Origin of the sequence: Amycolatopsis keratiniphila subsp. keratiniphila (genome assembly GCF_001620365.2) — a bacterium.
In the GTDB taxonomy this organism is placed as follows: domain Bacteria; phylum Actinomycetota; class Actinomycetes; order Mycobacteriales; family Pseudonocardiaceae; genus Amycolatopsis; species Amycolatopsis keratiniphila.
Genome location: NZ_LQMT02000025.1, coordinates 167001 through 189518, shown reverse-complemented (window position 1 = coordinate 189518; position 22518 = coordinate 167001). Strand labels below are relative to the sequence as shown.

The window sequence follows — 22518 nt, the reverse complement described above, 5'->3', positions numbered from 1 at the left end:
AGACTCCTTAGTGGTTGCGCCGCAACGAAACGCGCGGCAGGAAGAGGGAAGCGGCGAGGCCGACCGTCAAGGCGGGGACCATCACCCAGAACACGCCGTTGAGCGCGGAGGAGTAACCGGCCGGACTGTCGTCGGTGAAGGCGTTCGTGAACATCGCGCCGAAAACGATCAGCCCGGCCGTGGTGCCGAGGGAACGCAGGAAGCCGACGGTCGCCGAAACCGCGCCGAGATCGGTCCTGGCGACGTTCTGCTGGGCCGCCATGGAAAGCACCTGCATGTTGAGCCCGGCGGCCGCGCCGAACACGACGAGATAGGCGACGACGAGCGGCAACGGCGTCGTTTCGTCCATTGTGGACATAGCGAGCGCGGCGGCGAGGCCGAGGGTCATGCTGAGGATCGGCGCCCAGCGGTAGGCGCCGGTCCTGGCGATGATCCGGCCCGCGACCATCGACGACGCGGCGACCGCGAGCGTCATGGGCAGCAGCAGGAGCCCGGCTTCGGAAGGTCCGGCGCCACCAGCGGTCTGCAGGAAGAGCGCCAGGTAGTTGACGGAACCGAGGAAGACGAACCCGGCCGCGGCACTGGCCAGCACGCTCAGGCTGAACATCCGGGAGCGGAACAGCCGGAGCGGGACGACCGGTTCGGCCGCGCGGCGCTCGATGAGCAGGAAGGCGGCGAGCAGCACCGCGCCGATCGACGTCGACAGGGGAGTCGCCAGCGTCAGGCCGACGATCGCGCCGGACAGGACGACGATGCCCGCGAAGTCGAACGGTGCGGCCGTCCGGCGTCGTTCGAGCCGCAGGAACCGTGCGACGGCAGCGAACGCGACCAGGCCGATCGGCACGTTGAGGCCGAAGATCGACCGCCAGCCCGCGAGGTCGGTCAGGACGCCGCCGACGACAGGACCCGCCAGCGAGGACCCGGCGAAGCAGATCGAGAACCAGGCGAAGTAGCGGGCGCCTTCGCGGCCGGGGAACAGTTCGCCGATGATCGCGGCGACCGCGACGAACAGGCCGCCGGAGCCGATGCCCTGCAGGACGCGGGCGGCGATCAGCAGCGGCATCGTCGGCGCGAGGGCGCAGGCCAGTGAGCCGAGGACGAACAGCGCGATCGCGACGAGGACGACGCGCTTGCGGCCGAAGAGATCGCCGAGTTTTCCGTAGACGGGCGCGCTGACGCTGCCCGCCAGCAGGTAGGACGTGGTCACCCAGGCGAATGACGTGGCTCCGCCGAGCTCGCCGACCATGCGCGGCAGGGCGGTCGCGACGACCTGGGCGTCGAGCATCGCCAGGAACACGGCGGCGAAGAGCCCGACGAGGGCAAGGGTGTTTCGGGCGCGCGGAGGCGCGCCGAGAGTGGGGCTCAAGAAAGAGATCCGTTCACTGGAAGAAACGAGGGAACGCGAGGGACGCGGAGCAGCACTCCGGATCCCCGCCAAGACGGGAAAAGGCTCAACCGTCATCCGAACCGGATGCGGTCCTCTTCGCGCTTGGCGATCACCTCGAATTCGTCCCGCTCGACCGTACGAACCCGGCCGGCGTCATCAGTGAAGGAACGTTGACATGGATGACCTTAAACAATCACATGTCTTTTGACAAGTGTTTCAGTGGAGCGGAACGACGTCGTCGTCCGGCTCGTCGCTGTCCCGGCGGCGTTTGCCCAGCTCATCCGGGAAGACCCACTTCTTGAAACCCCAGAAGCGGAAGAACATCGCCAGCAGCATGCCGATGATCGACCCGCTCGTGAAGTCCGCGAACTCCTGGACGAACCGCGTCACGTGCGGCACTTCGAGATCGAAGATGTAGCGCGACGTGTAGAGCGGGATCAGGTTGACCACCACGGCGATACCGCTGATCACGAAGAAGAGCGCCGCCTCGTGATGCCGCTCGCGGCCGCCGCGGGTGCGGAAGGACCACTCGCGGTTGAGTATGTAGGACACGATCGTCGCGACGATGATCGCGATGGCCTTCGCCGTGGTCGGCTTCGACTCCAGCACGCTGAGTTTCAGCAGGTACCAGACGCCGTTGTCGACCAGGAACGTCGTGCCGCCCACGATCGCGAACTTCAACAGCTCGCGGTGCTTGATCAGCACGGATCGGAGCGGCTCGGGCGTCCTGGAGAGGACGGATTCGACCACGGTCACCAGATCAGTCTAATTCGCGTCGCCCGTCGAACGGGTCGGCAGGGGATGGACAGCGCGGTATATGACGCTTTGGGCGTTTCGGCGCGTGGGTCGTGAGTGGCGATTCGGGTTAGANNCGCCACTCACGACCCACGGGACCGGGGGAGCAAGGGACCTTTGCTACCACTTGGCAGGTCAGGCGGCGGAATCGTCCGGAATGCCGGAAATCTCCCGCCCGCCGCCCCGCAGCAGCCGCGGCCGCGCGCCGGCCTCCGGGAAGACCCACTTCTTGAACGACCACCACCGGAACGCCGTACCGAGCAGGGTCCCGACGAGCACCCCGCTGACGAAGTCGGCGACCTCCTGGGTCAGCAGCGAGACATGCGGTTGCTCCAGCTCGAACACGTACCGCGAAACCAGCTGCGGCAGCGCGTTGAGGCCGAGCGCGATCGCGCTGAGCAGGAAGAACAGCGCCGCTTCGTGCGCGCGCTCACGTCCGCCGCGGGTGCGAAAGGACCATTCGCGGTTCGCGACGTACGAGAAGACGGTCGCCACCAGCACGCCGATGATCAGCGCGGTCACCGGTTTGTCGGTCAGCACGGTGAACTTCAGCCCGTAGGTGATCGTCATCGTGATGACGAAACTCGCGCCCCCGACCAGGACGAACCGCAGCAGTTCGCGATGCTTCGCCGGCATGCGGGCGACGCTACTGGAAAACGCGGTCGACCACTCCGTTGGGCCGCGTGGACGGCTTGGACTTGCCGGGTTGCGGCGGCGCGCTCGTGGTCGTCGTCGGCTGGGCCGGCTCTTGCTGCACAGGCTGCGAAGGCGTCACGGCCGGCGAAGGCTTCTTCGTCGGAACAGGCCATCCAGGACGCCCAGGCTTCGTCGTGTCCGGAGGAGCCGAAGGCTTCGAAGTAACCGAAGGCAGCGAAGGCACCGTGGTCGGCGGGAGCAGCGCGTTGTCGTCACACCAGTGGCGCCAGCAGTCGAAGTAGACCCGCGCGGGATCGGCCTTCGCGGAGCCGAGAGTGGCGTTCACCGTCACCGGGACGCTCTCCGGCGGGCGGCCCTTCAGCCGGACCCACAGGCTCGCCTGGCGTCCCGGCTTCAGAGAGCCGCGCGAAGTGCACGACGCGCCTTCGCCGGTCGGCGTGCACGGGATGCCGGACACGCTCCACGAGTTGAGCACGCGGTGATCGAGCGTGATCGTGACCGGCTTGGTCGACTCGCCCGTGTTCGTCACGCGGATCATCACCAGCGGATTGCGGTTCCACGGGAAGGCGGACAGGTCGTCGCTCTTGGCCGTCAGGGTGAGGTCGTCCCGCGGTGGCTTCGGTTCCGGCGGCTTCGGCCGTGGCGGCACCTTGACCTGTACCTCGACCCGGACGTTGATCCGCGCGCCGGCCGTGACCGAGCCGGTCACCACGCTGCCGTCCCTGGCCGTCTCGTCCGCGAGCAGCCGGAACGTCAGCACCGCGGACTGGCCCGGTTCGAGGCCGGTACCGGTCCGGCAGGTCACCGTGCCGGTGCCACCGGGGCAGCTCACCGCGATCGTGGCCGGCGCTTGCTGCCGGAAGCCGCCGGCGCCCATCGCGCCGCCACCTCCGGCGGGAACGGCCCGCACACCCTGCGGAAGATTCAGGGAGACCGCCACCGGCTCGGACTTCGATCCACCGTTGTTGCGCACGGTGATCGGCAGGTTGGCCGGTTCGCCGGGCTTGAGCTGGACACCATCGGGCGGGGTCGACGCCGTCATCGTCGGAGACGCCGGGTTCGACGGAGAAGGACCGGGTGTCGGAGCCGGAGCAGGGGGCTGGGCCGGAGGTGGCGCCTGCTGAGCGGGCGGCACGGGCTGCTGCCCCGGCGGGGCGGCGGGCGGCCCCGGGGGAGGGGGCGGGGGCGGAGCGGTCGGCGGCGCGACGGCGGGCGGAGGGACCGCCGCGGCGGCCGGGATCTCCTGGGTGCCGCCACCGGCGGCGAGCGCCACCGCGACGGCGGCGACGATGGCCGCACTCGATCCGGCCACGCCGGCGAACTGGCGCGGTCCGGCCGCGGCGGCACCGGCGGCGCCGCCCGAGGTCGAACCCGCGGCGGCGGCCGTCGCGGCCGCGGTGACCGCGCCCGCCTTGCCCGCCCCGGTCGTCGCCAGTTATCCGAGAGCCGCGCCACCGAGCACGATCGGCGCGATGATCCCGCGCAGACCGGTGTTGACGTCGGCCAGTTCCGCGGCCAGCGCGCGGCATTTCTCGCATTCGTCCAGGTGGCTCTCCACCTGGGCGCGTTCGCGTTTGGACAGCCCGTCGCGGGTCCACGCGCCGAGCTTGTCCGCACTCGCGCGGCAACGTTCGGCGGAGTTCTCGGCCAGGTGGACCTGCAGATAGGCCTGCCGCAGGCCTTCACGCGCCCGGTACGCGAGCGCGGAGACACCGTTCGCGGTCAGCCCCAGCAGCGGCGCGACCTCGGCGGGCGTCTGCCCTTCGATCTCGGTGTGCCACAGCACCGCCTGCCACCGCTCGGGCAGCCGGGCGAACGCCTTCGCGGCGAGCGTGCGCTCGAGCCCGGCGACGGCGGTGTCGGAGAAGGGGACAGTCAGCGCTTCGCCGACGGCACCGCCGACGTCGGACATGTCCTCGTTCAGGTCGACGCGCTTGTCCTTGCGCGTCTTGTCGTAGGCGGTGTGCCGGAGCGCGGTCAGCAGGTACGCGCGGAACGCGGCGTCGGGGCCTTTGCCACCGCGCAGCGTGTCCAGCACCTTCGCGAAGGCTTCCGAAACGAGGTCGTCGGCCTCGGAACTGGAGCGGGCGAGCTGGCGTGCGAGGTTGTGCGCCGCGCCGGCGTGGCGCTCGTAAAGGGTTCCGTAAGACGCGATCTTCCCGTCACGCACCTCGGCGATCAGCTCGGCGTCACTCTTACCGGAGAGATCGGCGGGAACGGTGGACACGGGGCTCCTTCATCTGCTGGTTCGGCGGGTCTACTGTCTTAAACGCCCGAACCCGCTCAGTGTGACGGACTGGGCGACGCACGTCACCTCGCGGTCCCTTCGATGACCCGGAGGGCGCAACGCCATCACCCGGGACGGGTTACCGAAGAGTTCGGAAAGATCCTTGAAAAACGCCGTCACGCGCGGCGTGGACGGGCGTCCCCACCGTGAAGCGATCGCAAGATCGAAAAGATCGGAACGGAAAGGGGCGGTGGGCAGTGGACGTACCGGCCACCGGTGCGCCGTCCGGGGGATCCGACGGGCAAGCCGCCTGGAACCGGTTCGAACGAGATCGCACGCTCCGCGCACTGCGGGCCCGCTGGCGGACGGCCAGCCTGGCCGCGGGCTGGCGTTTCCCCAGCGACTGGGGCCTGCCCGAGGTCGATGCCGTCTGCGCGGCGGTGATCAAGAACGGCCGGGTCGCTCCCGCGGAAGTGGCGGAGACCGCCCTCGCGGGGCTGGGCCGGGCACGGGCCGCCGCGGGCGCTGGACTGGCCGAGACGCTCGCCGACCTCGCGGCGTTGCACGCCGTGCTCGCCGACCCGGACGCGGTGGACGGTTTCCTCGCTCCGGATGTCGATTCCACGCCTTCCCGCTTACTCCGGGTGACGGCGCTGGCCTGGGCGGACGTCGCGACCGACCAGCTGGTGAACACCGAGGTCACCGAACCCCTCACCGGCCTGCCCACCGCCGCCTATCTGAGGACCCGGTTGAGTGAGCTGTACCGCCAGGCCCGCCGCGACGAGCGGCCGGTCGCGGAGGCGCACACGCTGCTCGTGGTCTCGATGGACTTCAGTTCCGTCGCGGGCTGGCCCCGGCTCACCGGGATGATCCTGGTCGCGGACGCGTTGAAGCAGGTGTTCGACGGCGGGGAGAGCGTCGCCTCGATCGGGCCGTCCGTCGCGGGCGCCCTCGTGCCGAAGGACGTGAGGCTCGCTTCGTCCGGCGTCGCGCTGCGAAGGGCGCTCAACGAGCGGCTTTCGGTGGACGCGCAATTGCGTGACACCGGCCGTCCGCAGATTTCCGCGGTCCGGCTCCCGGCGACCTACGACCTGGCGTGCGATCTGCTCGGCAGTCTCGCGCGTTCCTGACGCCGGGTACCGCAAGAGGTTCTCCAGGTCACGGCCGACCCTGTCGACCAGGCACTACCCGGTTCATGATTTCCTGTTCGCGTGACCCGGACTGTTCCCGCCGACGCCAACGGCGATGTTTCGGCGAGCCGACCGCAACACCGTCTGTCGCTGCGGAAGTCGCTCGCCCGCTTGTCCGTCCGGCCGAGATCGATCCTCATCCTCTCGGTGATCCCGCTGGTCGCGATCGGTTTCGGCATCTGGGGATGGCAGCACGACTGGGTGCTCGGCGTGGACAGCGCGGTGTACCGCGCGGGTGCCGAGACGCTGCTGAACGGCGACCCGCTGTACGACGCGAACACCCTTCCGGTGGAGCCGTGGTGGGCGCTGCTGCCGTTCACCTACCCGCCCACTGCCGCGCTGCTGTTCATCCCGCTCGCGATCGTCCCGACGCAGGTCGCCTGGGGGCTCCTGACCGCGGTTTCGCTGCTCGCGCTGGCCCTGTGCGTCCGCATCGCCATCGGCGCGCTCCCGAAGCCCTCGACCGACGGTCCCCGCTGGTGGGCCTCGCCCGCCCGGTCGACGATCGCGTTCTTCCTGGTCTTCCTCGGCCTCGAGCCGGTGTGGCGCACGATCTTCCTCGGCCAGATCAACATCATCCTGATGGCGCTGGTGATGCTCGACATCCTGGTCATCGGGGCCAGGGGCAGCCGCTGGGGCGGCGTGCTCGTCGGCGTCGCGGCCGCCGTCAAGCTCACCCCGATCGTGTTCCTGGGGCATCTGTTCATCACCGGCCGCCGGATGGACGCCGTGCGCGGGCTCGTCACGTTCGTCGTGATGCAGGGCCTGATGTTCCTGATCATCCCGCACGACGCGGCCCGGTACTGGACCTACACGCTGCCCGACACCGGCCGGATCGGCCCGGTGCACTGGGCGGGCAACCAGTCGCTGAACGCGCTGATGAACCGCTTCACCGAGCTCGCGCCCTGGGCGTCGAAGGCGGCGATGGGGATCGGCGCGCTGCTCGCGATCCCGGCGATCTGGCTGGTGCTGCGCTTCCACCGCAAGGGCCAGGCGCTCGCGGCGATGCTGGTGACCGCGTTCTGGATCCTGCTGATCTCGCCGATCTCCTGGACCCACCACTGGGTGTGGGTGGCGCCGCTGGTCGTCCTGCTGGTCTCGCGCCTGCCGAAGACCACGCCCGCCACCGCGTGGAAACGCTGGCTCGGCACCTTCGCGGTGTTCTTCGTCTTCATCAGCTGTGTGCTGCTGATCCTGCCGAACGGCCGCAACGTCGAGCTGCACTGGAAGGTGTGGCAGAACATCCTCGGCAGCGCGTACATCTTAATGCCGTTGGTGCTGGCGCTCGCGCTCGCCGGACGCTGGTGGTACCTGCGGCGGAAGCAGGGCACGGGGGACACCGGAAAGCATGCTGAAGTCACGTCCGGCGGCTGAGGCCCGGCTCGTCGGGATCACGCTGGCGGGCGTGCTCGCGCTGGCGATGTTCACGCTGGGTGTCGTCGCTTGGCTCGGCGAATGGCACCTCGGCGCGGACAGCGCCGTCTACCGTGCCGGCGCCCTCACGCTGCTGAAGGGCGAACCGCTCTACACTCGCGAGGCGCTGACGACCTTGCCGCCGTGGGTGCTGCTGCCGTTCACCTACACCCCGGCCGCGGCGCCGCTGTTCCTGCCGCTCGCGATCGTGCCGGCCGGGCTGACCTGGGGCGTCGTCGGCGCTCTGTCGTTGGTCTGCCTCAGCGTCGTGATCTCCGTGGTCGCCCGCGCCTGCGGCGCCCCGCTCACCCGATGGTGGGTGCTGCCGCTGGCCACGGCGGGCGCGCTGGCGCTGGAACCGGTCTGGAAGACGATCTTCCTCGGGCAGATCAACCTCATCCTGATGGCGCTGATCGTCCTCGACGTCCTGGTGCTTTCGGCACGCGGTTCGCGCTGGGCAGGCGTACTGATCGGGATCTCGGCCGCGATCAAGCTGACGCCGCTGATCTTCGTACCGCATCTGCTGTTCACCGGCCGCTGGAAGGACGCGCTGCGGGCGCTCGGCACGTTCGCCGGGCTCGAAGCCGTGATGTTCGCGGTGATCCCCGGTGACGCCGTCCGGTTCTGGACCGAGTCGGCGACCGATCCCAGCCGGGTCGGCTCCGTGCACTGGATCTTCAACCAGTCGCTCAACGGGCTGGTGAACCGCGCTTCGGAACTCGCGTCGTGGTCACTGGCGGTGGCCATCGCCGTCGCCGCCGTCCTGGCCGTTCCCGCCGTCTGGCTGGTCGTGCGCCTGCATCGCCGCGGCGACCCGGTCGGTGCGCTGCTGGTGACCGCCTTCTACGGGCTGTTGCTCTCGCCGGTGTCGTGGTCACACCACTGGGTGTGGACGGTGCCGCTGCTCGTCCTGCTCGTCGTCCGCCGGGCATGGGTTCCGGCCGCGGGCGTCGCGGTGCTGTTCGCGAGCGGCGTGATCATGTTCGTGCCCAACGGCGGGGACACCGAGTTCGGCTGGGGGCTGGGCTGGTCGCTGCTCGGCAACGTCTACGTCCTCACCGCTGCGATCGCCATCACAGGCCTGGCCGTGCGGGAGCTGCGACGCGGGTCCGCCCAGGTCGCGGCGGTGGCGGCCAAGTAATCTCTGCGTCGTTATGGACAAACGAACCGGTCTTCCGATCGTGGGCATGGTGGGCGGCGGACAGCTGGCCAGGATGACCCACCAGGCGGCGATCTCCCTCGGCCAGTCCCTGCGCGTGCTCGCCGCCGGGGAGAACGAATCCGCCGGCCTCGTCGCGGGCGAGGTCGTGCAGGGGCACCACACCGACCTCGAAGCGCTGCGCTCGTTCGCCGCCGGGGTCGATGTGCTGACCTTCGACCACGAACACGTTCCCGGCGAGCATCTGCTGACGCTCGCGATGGAAGGCGTCACCATCCGGCCGGATCCGGCCGCGTTGTCGATGGCGCAGAACAAGCTCGTCATGCGCGAGATGATGGCCGGGCTCGAGATTCCCGGCCCCGCCTTCGCCGAAGTGTCCTCTGTGGACGATGTGCTCGCCTTCGGCGACAAGCACTCGTGGCCGGTCGTGCTCAAGGCGGCGCAAGGCGGCTACGACGGCCGCGGCGTCTGGATGCTCGACACCGCGCAGCACGCCCGCGAGACCGTCCCCGAACTGCTCGACGCCGGAACCCCCTTGCTGGTCGAGGAAAAGGTCGTCATGCGGCGCGAACTGTCCGCGCTCGTGGCCCGGTCCCCGTTCGGGCAGGGCGCGGCGTGGCCGGTGGTGGAGACCGTGCAGTCCGGCGGGATCAACACCGAGGTGCTCGCCCCGGCCCCGGGGCTGAGCCTCGAGCGCACGCAGGAGGCGCAGGACCTGGCGCTGCGGATCGCCGCGACGCTGAACGTGACCGGCCTGCTCGCCGTCGAGCTGTTCGAGACCGACGAAGGCCTGCTGGTCAACGAACTCGCGATGCGCCCGCACAACTCGGGCCACTGGACCCAGGACGGTTCGAAGACCTCGCAGTTCGAGCAGCACCTGCGTGCCGTTCTCGACTACCCGCTCGGCGTGACCGACCTGATCGCCCCCGCCTGCGTGATGGCGAACGTCCTCGGCGCGCCCGAGACGCCGGAGATGGGCCCGGACGAGCGGCTGCACCACCTGTTCGCGCGGTACCCGGACATCCGCGTTCACCTGTACGGCAAGGGAGAGCGCCCGGGCCGCAAACTCGGCCACGTCAACCTCGTCGGCGAACGCATGGAGGAGCTGCGCGACCGCGCGCTGCTCGCCGCGCACTGGCTTTCCCACGCCGTCTGGCTCGACGGCTACGAGATCCACTAGGAGTAACTGAGTATGTCGCCGCAGGTTGGCCTGATCATGGGCAGCGATTCGGACTGGCCGACGATGGAAGCGGCCGGGCAGGCGCTGGCCGAGTTCGGCATCGGATACGAAGTCGGCGTCTACTCGGCGCACCGCACTCCGCAGCGGATGCTCGACTACGCGACGTCGGCCGCCTCGCGCGGTGTGCGCGTGATCATCGCGGGCGCGGGCGGTGCCGCGCACCTGCCGGGCATGGTCGCTTCGGCGACCGTGCTGCCGGTGATCGGGGTGCCGGTGCCGCTGAAGTACCTCGACGGCATGGACTCGCTGCTCTCGATCGTGCAGATGCCCGCCGGTGTCCCGGTCGCGACGGTCTCCGTCGGCGGGGCGCGCAACGCGGGGCTGCTCGCGGTGCGCATCCTCGCCGCGTCCGATGTGGAGCTTCAGGCGAAAATGGCGCGGTTCCAGGCGGATCTGGAGCAGCTGGTGCTGGACAAGGACGCCGCGCTGCGGAAACGCGTCGAAGGCTGAATCCGCGCTATTTCCTCCTCTGAATGCGGTGGTTCGCCATCGAACCAACACCAGCAGTTGACTCCTTGGAACCCTGCTTGCGGGCGTGAGTCGTCACAGTAAAGTGTCGTGCGGGCACTGCTGGTCAGAATGGCCGGCGGTGGGGGGAGCAGGTGATACAGGAGTGTTTCGGGATCAGGCGCGGGTGATGGAAGCACGTCTCACCAAGTTTGTGGCCATCGCCGTACTCGCGGCGGCTGTGCTCATGGGCGGGTGCGGTCCGGGCAAGCCTGACCCGTTGCTCAAGGAACGGCCGACGCCGGCCAAAGCGGGAGGCGCGATCCCGGTTACGCCGGTCGAGCAGCCCATTGATCTCGCGTCTTTTCGAGCAGACCCTTGCAGCGCGCTGAAACGCGAGGATATCGCCGCGCTGGTCATCGATCCGCCGGATCGAGTCAAGCCCAGCCGGGCGGATCCTCCTTTGACAGGGTGTGCGTGGGTCATCCGGGACGCGCCGCAGTTGCGTGTGCAGAGCCCGGCAGTGAAAGAAAAAAGCCTTGCCGGACTGACGGCGCTCAGTGCCGGCAATCAGGGCACATACTCCGGGTGGAGGGAATTGTCGATCGAAGGTCTGCCTGCGGCGCAGTACCATTTGCTCGGAGACATGAAGTCGTGCGCGATGGTGGTCGGTGTGTCGGACGATGAGGCTCTCGAGTTCGACTACATGTATCCCGATGGGGTTGATTCGCAGTATTGGGGCACCGATCGGTGTGCGGGTGTGCTCAAGGCCGCGGAGCTTGTGATCGGCACCCTCCGCGGCCATTGACATTCTGCGAGTGTTGGAAGGACAAAATGTGCGATCCTTGTTCTTGGGCATCTGTATCTTGCCGGCATCGCTTGTTGTCGGTTGTGGATTCGGCAAAGTCCTCGACGCGCCGCCGACGCGTGCTCTGACGGGGCCTGCGATCCCCGCCGCGCCGGTGCAGGATCCACTGCCCTTGGATTCCTTCAATGTGGACCCTTGTGGCGTTCTCGGTCGTGCTGAAGTCGCCGCGCTGATCGCTGATCCGCCGGACAAGGTGAAAGCGGAGCGGTACTCCGTCGGATATGACCGCGCCTGCAAGTGGGACCAGTTTCGCGCGGGCTCGCTGACCGTAGGGATTCCTCGGGCGGCCACGGGCAGTCTTGAGGAGCGGGTGGACCAGCACAAGCGGGATCCGTCGAAGTTTTCCCACTGGCGGGAGTTGTCGATCAGCGGCCTTCCCGCGGTCGAACAGGTGGGGAATCCGCCGACCTTCGAGTACAACGGTTCCACGCTCAAAGCCTGCACTGTCGAGGTCGGAGCCACGGACACCGAACTGCTGGAGTTCCAATATTCCCAGGTCAACGACGCCAAGTCGCAGTACTGGGGCGATGACAGGTGTGCGGTGGCACTCAAGGCCGCGGAGTTCGTGATCGGCAACCTCCGCGGCCGCTGAGCGTCAGTCGGCGAGCTGCTTCCGCAATTCCCGTTTGAGCACCTTCCCGGCCGCCGAGACCGGGATCTGGTCGACGAAGTGGATCGCCCGCAGCCGTTTGTACGGCAGGACGCGTGCGCCGACGGCTTCCAGCAGTTGTTCGGCGGTGACGTTCTCGTCGCTGCGCACCACGAACGCGACCGGCAGTTCGCCGACCTCGGTGTCCGGTTTGCCGACGACGGCCGCCGCCGAGACGCCGGGCAGGGTGATCAGCAGCTCTTCGAGCTCGCGCGGGAAGACGTTGTATCCCTTGTACAGCAGCATGTCCTTTTTACGATCCACAATGGACAGATAGCCGTCCTCGTCGAGGATGCCGATGTCGCCGGTGTGCAGCCAGCCGTCGACGAGCGCGGCCGCGGTCTCCTCGGGGCGGTCGCGGTAGCCGGTCATCACCTGCGGGCCGCGCAGGCAGACCTCGCCGCTTTCCCCGGCGGGCAAAGGATCTTCGCCGCCTTCGGCCGGGACGATCTTGATCTCGGTGTCGGGGAGAGGAAGGCCGACCGAGCCCACCTTCCGGACCGCGGAGCGGTAGGCCGGCGCGATGACGGCTCCCATGGTGACCTCGGTGAGACCGTAACCCTCGATGATGAGCACGCCGGGGAAGCGTTTCTGCAGCGCGCGGATCATCTCGTGGTTCATCGGCGCCGCGCCGGAGCCGATGGTCAGTACCGAAGACAGGTCGGCTGTGTGAAACTCGGGGCAGGCGAGCAACGCGGCGAACAGCGCGGGCGCGCCGCCGATCGTGGTGACCCGCAGCAGTTCGGCGTCGGCCACGTACGCGGCCGGGTCGAAGCGGTCGTGCAGGACGATGGTGCCGCCGTCGAGCAGTGGGACGTTGAGCGCGGCGATGGTGCCCATGGCGTGGAACCACGGCGTCAGGTTGAGGGCTATCCCGGTGCCGATCCGCGACGGCCACTCGTCCGGGCCGCCGAACTGGTCGACGATCACGTCTCCCGACTCGTCGACAGCGGGGACAGCGCCCAGCCGCCAGCAGGAGCTTTGCAGGCTGTTGACCACGACGTTCCGATGCGGCAGGCGGACACCTTTCGAGCGTCCGGTGGTGCCGCCGGTGTACGCCAGATGGGCGAGATCGCGGTAGATGTCGATCTCGACGTCCGGCCGCTCGTCGGAGTGACCGGAGTGGAACTCCGTGAACTCGACCTCGCCCTGCCCAAGTCCCTCCGGCGGGTGAACGACGATGGTCAGCCGGACCGACGTCCGATCACGCACCGAAGCGAGAACGCGCGCGACCGGGCCGACGGTGACGGCGGCGACCGCCCGGGCGTCGGCCAGCTGGAGGGCGAGGTCCTCCGGTGGGAGCAGGGGATTCGCCGGGCTGAAGGTGGCCCCGGCGAGCAGCGTTCCGTAGTAGGCGACCGGGTACGCCAGGCAGTTCGGCAGGTGGAGCGCGACGACGTCGCCCCGCCCGATGCCCTCGGCACGCAGGGCGTTCGCGAACCGGCAGGCCGCGCTGTACGTCTCGGCGAAGGTGAGGCTCTGGTCTCCGTGGGCGAAGGCCGTGCGGGAGCCCCAGCGAGCAGCGGCGCCTGCGAGCACCGAGCCGACCGGGACCTCGGGATAATCGAGCGACCGGGGGAACGGGGTGAGCTCCATCACTCGAACGTACGGACTTTGCGGTCAAAGACACAAGCGCTCGCGATGTCGCACCATGTGAACGAGCGCTAACATCGGTCAAACTCCCAAACGCGGTTAGAAGAGGTGACGAAGGTGTCTGACGGCCCGGGTCTGTACCAGCTTGCCGAAGAGCACGAGGAGCTGCGGGCCGCGGTGCGTGCCCTCGCGGAGAAGGAGATCGAGCCGTACGCGGCCGAGGTCGACGAGAACGAGCGCTACCCGATCGAGGCGTACAACGCGCTGGTCAAGTCGGGTTTCAACGCCGTCCACATCGAAGAGGCCTACGACGGCCAGGGCGCGGACGCCATCGCCGCCTGCATCGTCATCGAAGAGGTCGCGCGCGTCGACGCGTCGGCGTCGCTCATCCCGGCGGTCAACAAGCTGGGCACGGTGCCGATCATCCTTTCGGCGTCGGAAGACCTCAAGAAGCTCGTGCTGCCTTCGATCGCCTCCGGTGAGGCCTCGGCGTCCTACGCGCTTTCGGAGCGCGAAGCCGGCTCGGACACCGCCTCGATGCGCACCCGTGCGAAGCTCGACGGCGACCACTGGGTGCTGAACGGCACCAAGTGCTGGATCACCAACGCGGGTGAATCGTCCTGGTACACCGTGATGGCGGTGACCGACCCCAACGCCGAGAAGAAGGCCAACGGGATCTCCGCGTTCGTCGTGCACAAGGACGACCCCGGCTTCACCGTCGGCTCGAAGGAGCGGAAGCTCGGCATCAAGGGCTCGCCGACCCGCGAGATCCACTTCGAGAACTGCACCATCCCGGCCGACCGCATCATCGGCGAGCCCGGCACCGGCCTGAAGACCGCGCTGCGCACTCTCGACCACACCCGGCCGACCATCGGCGCGCAGGCGCTGGGCATCGCGCAGGGCGCGCTCGACGCCTCCATCGCGTACGTCAAGGAGCGCAAGCAGTTCGGCAAGTCGATCTCGGAGTTCCAGGGCGTCCAGTTCATGCTGGCCGACATGGGCATCAAGATCGAAGCCGCCCGGAACCTCGTCTACGCCTCCGCGGCGGCGACCGAGCGTGGCGACTCGCGTGGCGGCTACATGGCCGCGGCCGCGAAGGCGTACGCGTCGGACATCGCGATGCAGGTGACCACGGACGCGGTGCAGCTCTTCGGCGGCGCGGGCTACACGCGCGACTTCCCGGTGGAGCGCATGATGCGTGACGCGAAGATTACGCAGATCTATGAAGGCACCAACCAGATCCAGCGCATGGTCATGGCGCGCGCCCTGCTCAAGGGCTGAATCTGCGGTAAGTACATGAAGGCCCCCTTCCTTGCGATAGGCGCAAGGAAGGGGGCCTTCATGTACTCCGGATGCATCAGCCGAAAGATCCGTCGCCGCGTTCTGTGAAAGCGATGCAACCGTCGTGTTCGAAGCGGACCACGCCGTCGAAGGACGAACGCGCATTGGTGCAGGCGCCGTAGTCGCCGCCGAGCCGTCCGTGCAAGGCGACCCAGAAGGCGCAGCCGCCGCATTGCTCGCCCTGACGGTCGCCGAGGCGGTTGAATCGTTCGCGCCAGCGTGCGTGGCAGGCGCGGTTGAAGTTCTCGTCGTCGCCCGACCAGGGCTGGTTCGTGTCGGGCACGGTGTGAGATTAGATGCGCCGGTTCGCGCAGGCGATCGGTTTAACCCTCGGTGAGATGCTTCACGGAAGTACGGCGATCATGGGCCGCCGGTGTCACTCTCGAAGGATGTTCTGGTTCGCTCCGGTGTCGTGGACACCGCACGACGAGGCCGAGCTGATCGCCGGCTGGCGGTTGTGGCTCGAACTCGGGGATCGCACGTGGCCGTCGGCCGCGTGGGACGGGACGGCGGCCGACGTCGTCAGGCCGCTGCGGGAGCTGGTCGCGGCCTGCGACGAGATCGAGACGGGCTACCGCGGCGCCGTCGACGAGCCGTCCGAGGAGTTCATCCGGATCATCCAGTTCCTCGTGTGGACCGTCAGCACGGTGATCGAGCTGTGGGCCGACGACGAGGTCCCGCTCGACGCCGAGCGGATAGCGTTGCTGCACGCCGATCTGGCCGGATTCGCGGAACAGGCGGAGCGGGTGCTCGAGTTGCTGGCCGTCAGTGGCGGCTGGACGGGTCTGGCCGCGGAGCATCGACGGACGGGTCGCTGAGCGACTCCGTTTTCTCGACCCTGGCGAACCGTGATCCCGCGAGGTGATCGTCCAACGGGCGGTCCAGCGAGAGCAGGGTCACCGGATTGCCGAACGGGTCCTCGCCGGGCGCGATTTCGTAGCCGAGCCGGATGACGGACTCTTCTTTCTCGTCGGACTCGACTTCGTGACAGGTGACACCGTCTTCGATCGACCACGTGCCGCCGAGAGCGCGATGGAAATTCAAGACCAGTTCGTCCGGAGTCGCCCAGGTGAAGCGCGACACCGCGAATTCGGAGCTCCAGCTCGACCAATAGAGCCATCCGGAGCCGTTGTCCAGGAACGCCAGGTCGACGGACTCGACGCTGCCCGGATGCACGATCTCATCCGACCAGAGCCCGACCAGTCGTTCGTCCGTCACGAAGGGGATTCTGCCGTACGGAAGTTCCTGTCGGGTACCTGTCGATCACGCTCCGGAGGTGCCGCCGGAGGCGTTCGGTGCCCTACCGTGATCCGGGTAAGTTGAATATTCACCGACCAGAAAGCTGATACCCGATGTTCGCTCGTTTCAAGGATGTCGCCCTCCTGCTGGGCCGGATCGGTGTCGGTGTGGTCTTCCTCGCACACGGCCTGCAGAAGTGGGAAAACGGGATCGACGGCACCGCGAAGTTCTTCGAGCAGACCGGAATCCCGCTCCCGACGCTCGCGGCGATCTTCGCGATCGCGGTGGAGATCGTGGGAGCCATCTTGTTCATCGTCGGTTTCCTGACGCAGCTGGTGGGCCTCGGCTTCGTCGTGGTCTCCGTCGGCGCTCTGCTCTCGGTGCACCTCGACAACGGCCTCACCGGACAGGGCGGTTACGAACTCGTCCTGGTCCTGGCGGTCGCCGGGCTCGCGCTCGGTTTCAACCCCGGCAAACTGTCGCTCGACCACGCGCTCTTCGGACGCAAGCGTGAGGCGAAGCAGCTCCAGGACGCCTGACCCCGTATGTCATGAAAGGGTCGTTCCTGACGAAATATGTCAGGAACGACCCTTTCATGACATTTCAGGAGGGGAGATCCGCGGTAGTCCGCTCCGCTTCGCGCCGAGAAGCGAGTTTGGCCGGATCTGCGTCGGTGACCTGGACCAGATGCGCACCCGCCGCCAGCGGAGTCAGGAAACCCGCCAGGATCCCTTCCGCGCCGACCCATTCCACAGTGGACAGAACGCGGTCTTCGGCGGACAGTCCCAGCCCGGAAGCCCGAGAGCGAGCCTCGGCGAGCACTTCGTCCACAGTGGACGAGCCCAGTGCGGGAGTGTCGCCGGGTACCGGGAACAGCGGGCTGAACTGGTCACCCGAAAGCCTGGCTTCGGTCAGGTAGTCCATCGCTCCATCGGGTACGGAGCCGGCGGGCAGCCCGAGACCCATGGGGTGCAGCGAGACGACGGCGGTCGCGGCCGCGTCGGAGGCGCCGCCCGGTGCGACGAACGCCACCCGGGCGCCCGCGGTCTCCATCACCACCCTGGCGCCGCACCACCACGCGCCCAGCAGCACACCGGCGGTCTGCCAATGCGACGGCAGCACCACGGCGACCTCGTCGCCCGGTTCGACGTCGAACTCGTCGACCAGCCAGTTCGCCGTTTTGGCGGCCCAGTTCACCGTGGTCGCCACGGACAGTTCGACCCGGCTGCCCTGCTTGTCGTCGTAGTGCGTGATCAGCGGTTTCGCGGGCGACCCGAGCACGGGCCGCAGCAGCAGTTCGGTGAGGCTCACGCCCCCAACGCTAGTTCACGCAGGGAACGCTCGACGCGGCGAGCAGCGGAGCCGCCCCTGGCGCCCCACCGCCACCGCCCCGGCCCACCAGGCCGGAGACGAACGACCGGACGGCATTGGGGTCGATCTCGACGATGCTCTGGCCGTCGGCGCTGCGGCCGTTGATGTTCACCACGGGGATGGTCGTGAACGTCAGGTCGCCCGACGCGATCCCCTTCGCCTGCTGCGCGAACTCCAGCAGGTCCAGCCCTTCGTCGAGGACGATCGACCGGCGCACGACGTCCATCAGGCCCGCCATCGTCGACGGGCTGGTCAGCGTCCCCGCCGAGAGCACCTGGTTCAGCGCCGACGACAGGAACGTCTGCTGCCGCACGATGCGGTCGAGGTCGCCACGCGGCAGGTTCTTGCGCTGCCGGACGAACGAAAGCGCCTCGCCACCCGACACGGTCTGTTCGCCGCGCCGGAAGTTCGCGCCGGAGTCCTTGTCCTCGGTCGAGTGGTTCAGGCAGACCTTGACGCCGCCCAGCGCCTCGGTCAGCAGATAGAACCCGAGCAGATTGACCTCGGCGTAGTGGTCGATGCGGATCTGTGTCAGGTCCTGAACGGTCTGGACCAGTGCCTTGCGGCCTTCCTGATCGGAATCGCGTTCGAGTTTCGCCTGATCGGATTCACCGCGATGCGCGTTCGCGTAGTTGGTCTTCGCGACGCCGTAGGCCGAATTGATCTTGTTCTGGCCGCGGCCTGGGATCTCGGTCCAGGTGTCGCGCGGGATCGAGACACCGGAGGGCTTCCCGCCGTTCTTCGGAATCCGCAGGATGATGATCGTGTCGGTGTTGACGCCCGGCTTCTCCTCGGTGCGCAGCTCCTTGAGCACCCGCGGCGGCAGCGGATTGCCCTGCGCGTCGGTGCGCGCGTCGCTGCCGACCAGGAGGATGTCGTTCGCGCCGTCGTCGGCGGGCGGGGCGGCGGGGTCGTCGGCTTTGCTCAGCGCGTTCGTCGTGGGGACGTTGTTCTGCAGCTGGTCCTTGGTGACGTACGCGTAGCCCGTCGTGCCGAGGGCGAGCAGCGATACGAGGCCGACCGCGATCCGGCGGGTGATCCGGCCCGCGCGGCGCAGCGGGCGCTCGGGCACGGCCAGCGTGCCCGAGACCGCTTCGTCGTCGTCCTCGGCCGGGGTGGACGGCTGGGGGAGCGGCGGATTCCGCGGGTACGGCGTCGGGACGAACCGGGGCTCTTCGTCACTCTCGGTGTCCGAATCGGTGTCCTCTTCGGACTTGGGCTCTTCGTCGTCCAACTGCTCAGAACGTGCGTTGACGCTCTTTTCCTCGTCGCTCATCCCTGATCACCTCCCCTTGTACTGCCGCTCGTCCGATCGTAGGAGAAGGCTAGGCCACCGTGAGGTCGGCCACGCTGAGTACCCGGGATTAATTGACGCAGGGCACATTGCCCGCGACGATCGGCGTCGTGCTGGGTGCCGCCGGAGCACTGGAGGGCGGCTGAGCGGGCTTCGAGGGGATCGAAGTCTTCGCCGGGGCCGTAGTCGCGTTCGCGCCCTTGTAGTCCTTGCCGAGCAGCACCCGCACCTTGCCGGGGGCGACGTCACGGTCCGCCTCGGCCTGCACCGCGGTGCCGAAGACCTGCTTGATCAGGGCCAGCGCGTCGTCGTCGCCCGGCGCGTACCGGACGACCGTCGAGTTGCGGGTGCTCAGCTTGGTGTCGGCCGCGAGTTTGAAACCCTTGCCCTGCAACAGGTTCCGGGTCTCGGTGGCCGCCGTCGGCGAGCCGGAGCCGTCGAAGAGTTCGACGGTCACCGCTTCCGCACCCGGCAGGGTGGCCGGGGTCTCGGCCGGTGCCGTCTCGCCGTCGGCCGTCAGCCGGGTGACCTCGGCCTGCACCTGTGCCGGGTCCACCCGGAGCACGGCGGCGCCGCCGATATTCGCGTCGCCCTGGGTCGGGATGGTGTGGAACTCGACGTTTCCGCTGGTCAGGCCGCGCATCTGGGCGGCGAACTCGGGCAGGTCCCAGCCCGCCGACAGCACGACCGACTTCTTCACCGCCTCGATCAGGTCGGAGATCTTCGCCGGGTTCATCAGGACGTCGGAGGAGAGCACCTTGTTCGCCAGCCCCGACAGGAAGGCCTGCTGCCGCGCGATCCGGTCGAGGTCGCCGTTCTGCAGGTCGTAGCGCTGCCGGACGAACGCGAGCGCCTGCACGCCCTCGACGGTCGACTTGCCCGCGGGCAGGTCCACGCCGGATTTCTTCTCCTTGACCGCGTTGTTGAGGCAGACCTCGACGCCGCCGATCGCCTTGGTGATCTCGTAGAAGCTCGACAGGTTCACCTCGGCGTACCGGTCGATCATCTTCGGCTTGCCGATGAACTTCTCCAGCGTCGCGATCAGGTTCTTGCGGCCGGCGTCCTTGGCCTTGGCGTCGACGTCCTTGAGATCGGAGTTGCCCTGCTGCTGCAGCGTCTTCGACGTGTCGTTGTAGGCGTACACGTACGCGCTGTTGAGCTTGTGCTTGCCGAAACCGCCGGTGATCTCGACCCACGAGTCGCGGGGGAAGGAGATCGCGACCGCCTTCTTACCGTTCTGGGGGATGTGCACCAGGATCATCGTGTCGGTCTGGCGCTCGCCGTCCGAAACGCCGGCGTGCAGCATGTCGAGGACCTCGCGCGGCAGCGGGTTGCCCTGCGCGTCGGTGCGGCTGTCCTGGCCGACGAGCAGGATGTCGATCGCGCCGTCCAGCGGTTTCGCCGGCGGATGGCCGTTGTCCTCGAAGATGTTCGTGGTCGCGAAGCCCTGCGACGGGTCACCGATGAACTGCCAGCCCCACCAGGTCAGCGCCAGGATCGTGATCGAGACCAGGCTGAACACGACCTTCACACCGCGGCGGGCGAAGACCACGACGCCGCCGCCACGGCGCGCCGGAATGGGTGGCCCGGGCCACTCGGTCACGTGCGGTCCTCCACGAATCTCCCCAGGGCACACGCGTGCCTACCCGACAACTCTACTGACCCTCGTGTTAGACGTCCGTAGGCTGGTGAAAGGTTGCCCCGGTCGTGACACACTCGGCCGGTCGGTGAAGTCGTAGAGGGAGGATCGCGGGATGCGAGTGCTGGTCACCGGGGGTGCCGGGTTCATCGGTTCGCATTACGTCCGGCAGGTGCTGACGGGCGCGTACCCGAGCTTGGCCGACGCCGAGCTGATCGTGCTCGACAAGCTGACCTACGCGGGCAACGAGGCGAACCTGGAGCCGGTGCGCGGGAATCCGCGCTACCGGTTCGAAAAGGGCGACATCTGTGACGCCGCCCTGGTCAGCGAGCTCATGCGGGGCGTCGACCTGGTCGTGCACTTCGCCGCCGAGTCCCATGTGGACCGTTCGATCGCCGGCGCGGCCGACTTCGTGCTGACCAACGTGCTGGGCACGCAGACCCTGTTGCAGGCCGCGCTCGAGGCCGAGGTCGGGAAGTTCGTCCACGTGTCCACCGATGAGGTCTACGGCTCGATCGAGAAGGGTTCCTGGGCCGAAGACCACGCGCTGGAGCCGAATTCGCCGTACTCGGCGTCGAAGGCGTCCTCGGATCTGCTGGCCCGTTCGTTCTTCCGCACGCACGGGTTGCCCGTCTGTGTCACGAGGTGCTCGAACAACTACGGTCCGTACCAATTCCCCGAGAAGGTCATCCCGCTCTTCGTGACCAATCTGCTCGACGGCAAGAAGGTCCCGCTCTACGGTGACGGGCTCAACGTGCGTGACTGGCTGCACGTGGACGATCACTGTCACGGTATCCAGCTCGTCGCCGACGGCGGCAGGCCGGGCGAGGTCTACAACATCGGCGGCGGCACGGAACTCACCAACCGCGAGCTGACCGAGCGGCTGCTGACCGCCGTCGGCGCGGACTGGGAGAGCGTCGAGCCGGTCGAGGACCGCAAGGGGCACGACCGCCGGTACTCGGTCGACATCACCAAGATCTCGACGGAGCTCGGCTACGCGCCGCGTCAGTCCTTTGAGGACGGTCTGGCTGAAACGGTCGCCTGGTACAGCGGAAACCGGTCGTGGTGGGAGCCGCTGAAGAACCGTGCGGGGGCGTGAGCAGGTGCTGAGCATTCTCGTACCGGGCGGATCCGGTCAGCTCGGACAGGACCTCGCGGCGCTGGCCCCGCAGGCCGCGGCACCGTCGTCTTCGGAGCTGAACGTGCGCGACACCGGCCAGGTCGTCGCCGCGGTGACCGAGCTGGCGGACCGGGCGCGGGCGACGGGGACGTCGCCGGTGGTGATCAACGCGGCGGCCTACACCGCCGTGGACGCGGCGGAAACCGACGAGGAGCGGGCGTTCGCGGTGAACGCCGACGGCCCCCGGGTGCTCGCCGCGGCGTGCTCGTCACGCGGGGTGCCGCTCATCCACGTGTCCACGGATTACGTGTTCGCCGGTGACGCGACTTCGCCGTACGAGCCCGGTGATCTGCTGGGCCCGCTGAACGCCTACGGCCGGACGAAGGCGGCAGGCGAGGACGCGCTGCTCGGGTCCGGAGCGCGGTCCTGGATCGTGCGGACGTCCTGGGTGTACGGCAAGACCGGGTCGAACTTCGTGAAGACCATGGCGCGCCTGGAAAAGGAGCGCGAGGAATTGTCCGTAGTGGACGATCAGACCGGTGCGCCGACCTGGTCGCGCGACCTCGCCGCCGGGCTGCTGGAGCTGGCAGGCCGGGTCGCCGCGGGTGAAGGGCCTTCGCAGCGGGTGCTGCACTGCACGGGTGGCGGGTCGACGACGTGGTGCGGCTTCGCGAAGGCGATCTTCACGGAGCTCGGCGCGGATCCGGCTCGCGTGAAGCCTTGTACGACGGCGGAATTCCCTCGTCCGGCGGCGCGTCCGGCGTATGGCGTGCTGTCGAACGCTTCCTGGCGCGAGGCGGGTCTCGCGCCGCTTCGGGACTGGTCCGACGCCCTGAAGGCCTATTTCGCTTCCTGAGTCCGCTCGCATCTGCCGCGAGTTCGTCGCCCA

Annotated in this window: 21 protein-coding genes and 1 pseudogene; 12 read left to right on the top strand and 10 right to left on the bottom strand. The window is 68.3% G+C overall.

Translation table 11 applies throughout. The annotated features are described in order from the left end of the window. Positions 1-7 precede the first annotated feature (7 nt). From AVR91_RS27060 to AVR91_RS43915, 4 genes and pseudogenes are all read right to left on the bottom strand, one after another. Positions 8-1366, bottom strand: a complete 1359-nt coding sequence (locus tag AVR91_RS27060; RefSeq protein WP_063272368.1) for an MDR family MFS transporter — start codon at positions 1364-1366, stop codon at positions 8-10. 237 nt (positions 1367-1603) lie between these two features. Beyond that, entirely contained in the window at positions 1604-2143 is a 540-nt protein-coding gene (locus AVR91_RS27055) for a GtrA family protein (protein ID WP_016331373.1), read from the bottom strand. A 174-nt stretch (positions 2144-2317) separates the two neighbouring features. Further along, positions 2318-2818 (bottom strand): GtrA family protein, encoded by a 501-nt coding sequence (locus AVR91_RS27050; RefSeq protein WP_063272190.1) that lies wholly within the window; start codon positions 2816-2818, stop codon positions 2318-2320. Positions 2819-2828: 10 nt separating this feature from the next. Then, positions 2829-5066 (bottom strand): annotated as a pseudogene (locus tag AVR91_RS43915) (sigma-70 family RNA polymerase sigma factor). A 257-nt stretch (positions 5067-5323) separates the two neighbouring features. Here AVR91_RS43915 and AVR91_RS27040 point away from each other — a divergent pair. The 7 genes from AVR91_RS27040 to AVR91_RS27010 all read left to right on the top strand — a co-directional run bounded on the left by AVR91_RS27040 (position 5324) and on the right by AVR91_RS27010 (position 11975). Beyond that, complete coding sequence (locus AVR91_RS27040) at positions 5324-6196, top strand: nucleotidyl cyclase domain-containing protein (RefSeq protein ID WP_037332256.1); 873 nt, start codon at positions 5324-5326, stop codon at positions 6194-6196. Positions 6197-6277: 81 nt separating this feature from the next. After that, positions 6278-7630 (top strand): glycosyltransferase 87 family protein, encoded by a 1353-nt coding sequence (locus AVR91_RS27035; protein ID WP_063272189.1) that lies wholly within the window; start codon positions 6278-6280, stop codon positions 7628-7630. Further along, positions 7605-8810 (top strand): glycosyltransferase 87 family protein, encoded by a 1206-nt coding sequence (locus tag AVR91_RS27030; RefSeq protein ID WP_063272188.1) that lies wholly within the window; start codon positions 7605-7607, stop codon positions 8808-8810. Before AVR91_RS27035 ends, AVR91_RS27030 begins: the two co-directional genes overlap by 26 nt. A gap of 13 nt (positions 8811-8823) precedes the next feature. Continuing rightward, positions 8824-10008 (top strand): 5-(carboxyamino)imidazole ribonucleotide synthase, encoded by a 1185-nt coding sequence (locus tag AVR91_RS27025; RefSeq protein ID WP_016331380.1) that lies wholly within the window; start codon positions 8824-8826, stop codon positions 10006-10008. A 12-nt stretch (positions 10009-10020) separates the two neighbouring features. Beyond that, on the top strand, positions 10021-10518 hold the full coding sequence (gene purE, locus AVR91_RS27020; RefSeq protein WP_063272187.1) for a 5-(carboxyamino)imidazole ribonucleotide mutase: 498 nt from the start codon (positions 10021-10023) through the stop codon (positions 10516-10518). A 187-nt stretch (positions 10519-10705) separates the two neighbouring features. Then, on the top strand, positions 10706-11323 hold the full coding sequence (locus tag AVR91_RS27015; RefSeq protein WP_143254102.1) for a DUF3558 domain-containing protein: 618 nt from the start codon (positions 10706-10708) through the stop codon (positions 11321-11323). A gap of 28 nt (positions 11324-11351) precedes the next feature. Further along, positions 11352-11975: a DUF3558 family protein gene (locus AVR91_RS27010; RefSeq protein WP_158077414.1), complete on the top strand. Its 624-nt coding sequence runs from the start codon at positions 11352-11354 to the stop codon at positions 11973-11975. 3 nt (positions 11976-11978) lie between these two features. On the opposite strand, the gene AVR91_RS27005 is transcribed toward AVR91_RS27010, so the two are convergent. Beyond that, positions 11979-13628 carry a class I adenylate-forming enzyme family protein gene (locus AVR91_RS27005; RefSeq protein WP_063272184.1) on the bottom strand — a complete coding sequence of 550 codons (1650 nt, stop codon included), beginning with the start codon at positions 13626-13628 and terminating at the stop codon, positions 11979-11981. A gap of 105 nt (positions 13629-13733) precedes the next feature. On the opposite strand from AVR91_RS27005, the gene AVR91_RS27000 reads away from it, so the two are divergent. Further along, on the top strand, positions 13734-14906 hold the full coding sequence (locus AVR91_RS27000; protein WP_172843530.1) for an acyl-CoA dehydrogenase family protein: 1173 nt from the start codon (positions 13734-13736) through the stop codon (positions 14904-14906). Between the two features lie 76 nt (positions 14907-14982). Here the strand turns inward: AVR91_RS27000 and AVR91_RS42505 are convergent, their stop codons facing one another. Then, complete coding sequence (locus AVR91_RS42505) at positions 14983-15249, bottom strand: DUF3027 domain-containing protein (protein ID WP_063272183.1); 267 nt, start codon at positions 15247-15249, stop codon at positions 14983-14985. A gap of 106 nt (positions 15250-15355) precedes the next feature. Here AVR91_RS42505 and AVR91_RS26990 point away from each other — a divergent pair, with 106 nt between their 5' ends. Next, a complete protein-coding gene (locus tag AVR91_RS26990; RefSeq protein WP_037332246.1) occupies positions 15356-15784 on the top strand; it encodes a hypothetical protein in 429 nt (142 codons plus the stop codon). Here the strand turns inward: AVR91_RS26990 and AVR91_RS26985 are convergent. Continuing rightward, positions 15732-16184, bottom strand: a complete 453-nt coding sequence (locus tag AVR91_RS26985; RefSeq protein ID WP_063272182.1) for a hypothetical protein — start codon at positions 16182-16184, stop codon at positions 15732-15734. The genes AVR91_RS26990 and AVR91_RS26985 overlap by 53 nt on opposite strands. A gap of 134 nt (positions 16185-16318) precedes the next feature. On the opposite strand from AVR91_RS26985, the gene AVR91_RS26980 reads away from it, so the two are divergent. After that, on the top strand, positions 16319-16744 hold the full coding sequence (locus AVR91_RS26980; protein ID WP_063272181.1) for a DoxX family protein: 426 nt from the start codon (positions 16319-16321) through the stop codon (positions 16742-16744). Positions 16745-16808: 64 nt separating this feature from the next. Here the strand turns inward: AVR91_RS26980 and AVR91_RS26975 are convergent, their stop codons facing one another. The 3 genes from AVR91_RS26975 to AVR91_RS26965 all read right to left on the bottom strand — a co-directional run bounded on the left by AVR91_RS26975 (position 16809) and on the right by AVR91_RS26965 (position 20473). Beyond that, the gene (locus AVR91_RS26975) at positions 16809-17516 is read right to left on the bottom strand and encodes a TIGR03089 family protein (RefSeq protein WP_063272180.1); all 708 of its coding nucleotides are present in this window, start codon (positions 17514-17516) and stop codon (positions 16809-16811) included. 10 nt (positions 17517-17526) lie between these two features. After that, a complete protein-coding gene (locus AVR91_RS26970) occupies positions 17527-18852 on the bottom strand; it encodes an LCP family protein (RefSeq protein ID WP_063272179.1) in 1326 nt (441 codons plus the stop codon). Positions 18853-18940: 88 nt separating this feature from the next. Beyond that, a complete protein-coding gene (locus AVR91_RS26965; protein ID WP_063272178.1) occupies positions 18941-20473 on the bottom strand; it encodes an LCP family protein in 1533 nt (510 codons plus the stop codon). Between the two features lie 151 nt (positions 20474-20624). Between AVR91_RS26965 and rfbB the strand changes: the two genes are divergently transcribed. Further along, positions 20625-21608, top strand: a complete 984-nt coding sequence (gene rfbB, locus AVR91_RS26960) for a dTDP-glucose 4,6-dehydratase (RefSeq protein ID WP_063272177.1) — start codon at positions 20625-20627, stop codon at positions 21606-21608. After that, positions 21595-22485 (top strand): dTDP-4-dehydrorhamnose reductase, encoded by an 891-nt coding sequence (gene rfbD / locus AVR91_RS26955; RefSeq protein WP_143254100.1) that lies wholly within the window; start codon positions 21595-21597, stop codon positions 22483-22485. The genes rfbB and rfbD overlap by 14 nt, the downstream gene beginning before the upstream one ends. The last annotated feature ends 33 nt before the right edge of the window (positions 22486-22518 follow it).

What these genes read in the sequence shown, in the direction of transcription:
- AVR91_RS26970 (WP_063272179.1), bottom strand. Translation starts at nt 18,852, where the DNA reads ATGAGCGACGAGGAAAAGAGCGTCAACGCACGTTCTGAGCAGTTGGAC.
- AVR91_RS27005 (WP_063272184.1), bottom strand. Translation starts at nt 13,628, where the DNA reads ATGGAGCTCACCCCGTTCCCCCGGTCGCTCGATTATCCCGAGGTCCCG.
- AVR91_RS27030 (WP_063272188.1), top strand. Translation starts at nt 7,605, where the DNA reads ATGCTGAAGTCACGTCCGGCGGCTGAGGCCCGGCTCGTCGGGATCACG.
- AVR91_RS26990 (WP_037332246.1), top strand. Translation starts at nt 15,356, where the DNA reads ATGTTCTGGTTCGCTCCGGTGTCGTGGACACCGCACGACGAGGCCGAG.
- AVR91_RS27015 (WP_143254102.1), top strand. Translation starts at nt 10,706, where the DNA reads ATGGAAGCACGTCTCACCAAGTTTGTGGCCATCGCCGTACTCGCGGCG.
- rfbB (WP_063272177.1), top strand. Translation starts at nt 20,625, where the DNA reads ATGCGAGTGCTGGTCACCGGGGGTGCCGGGTTCATCGGTTCGCATTAC.
- AVR91_RS27025 (WP_016331380.1), top strand. Translation starts at nt 8,824, where the DNA reads ATGGACAAACGAACCGGTCTTCCGATCGTGGGCATGGTGGGCGGCGGA.
- AVR91_RS27050 (WP_063272190.1), bottom strand. Translation starts at nt 2,818, where the DNA reads ATGCCGGCGAAGCATCGCGAACTGCTGCGGTTCGTCCTGGTCGGGGGC.
- purE (WP_063272187.1), top strand. Translation starts at nt 10,021, where the DNA reads ATGTCGCCGCAGGTTGGCCTGATCATGGGCAGCGATTCGGACTGGCCG.
- AVR91_RS26980 (WP_063272181.1), top strand. Translation starts at nt 16,319, where the DNA reads ATGTTCGCTCGTTTCAAGGATGTCGCCCTCCTGCTGGGCCGGATCGGT.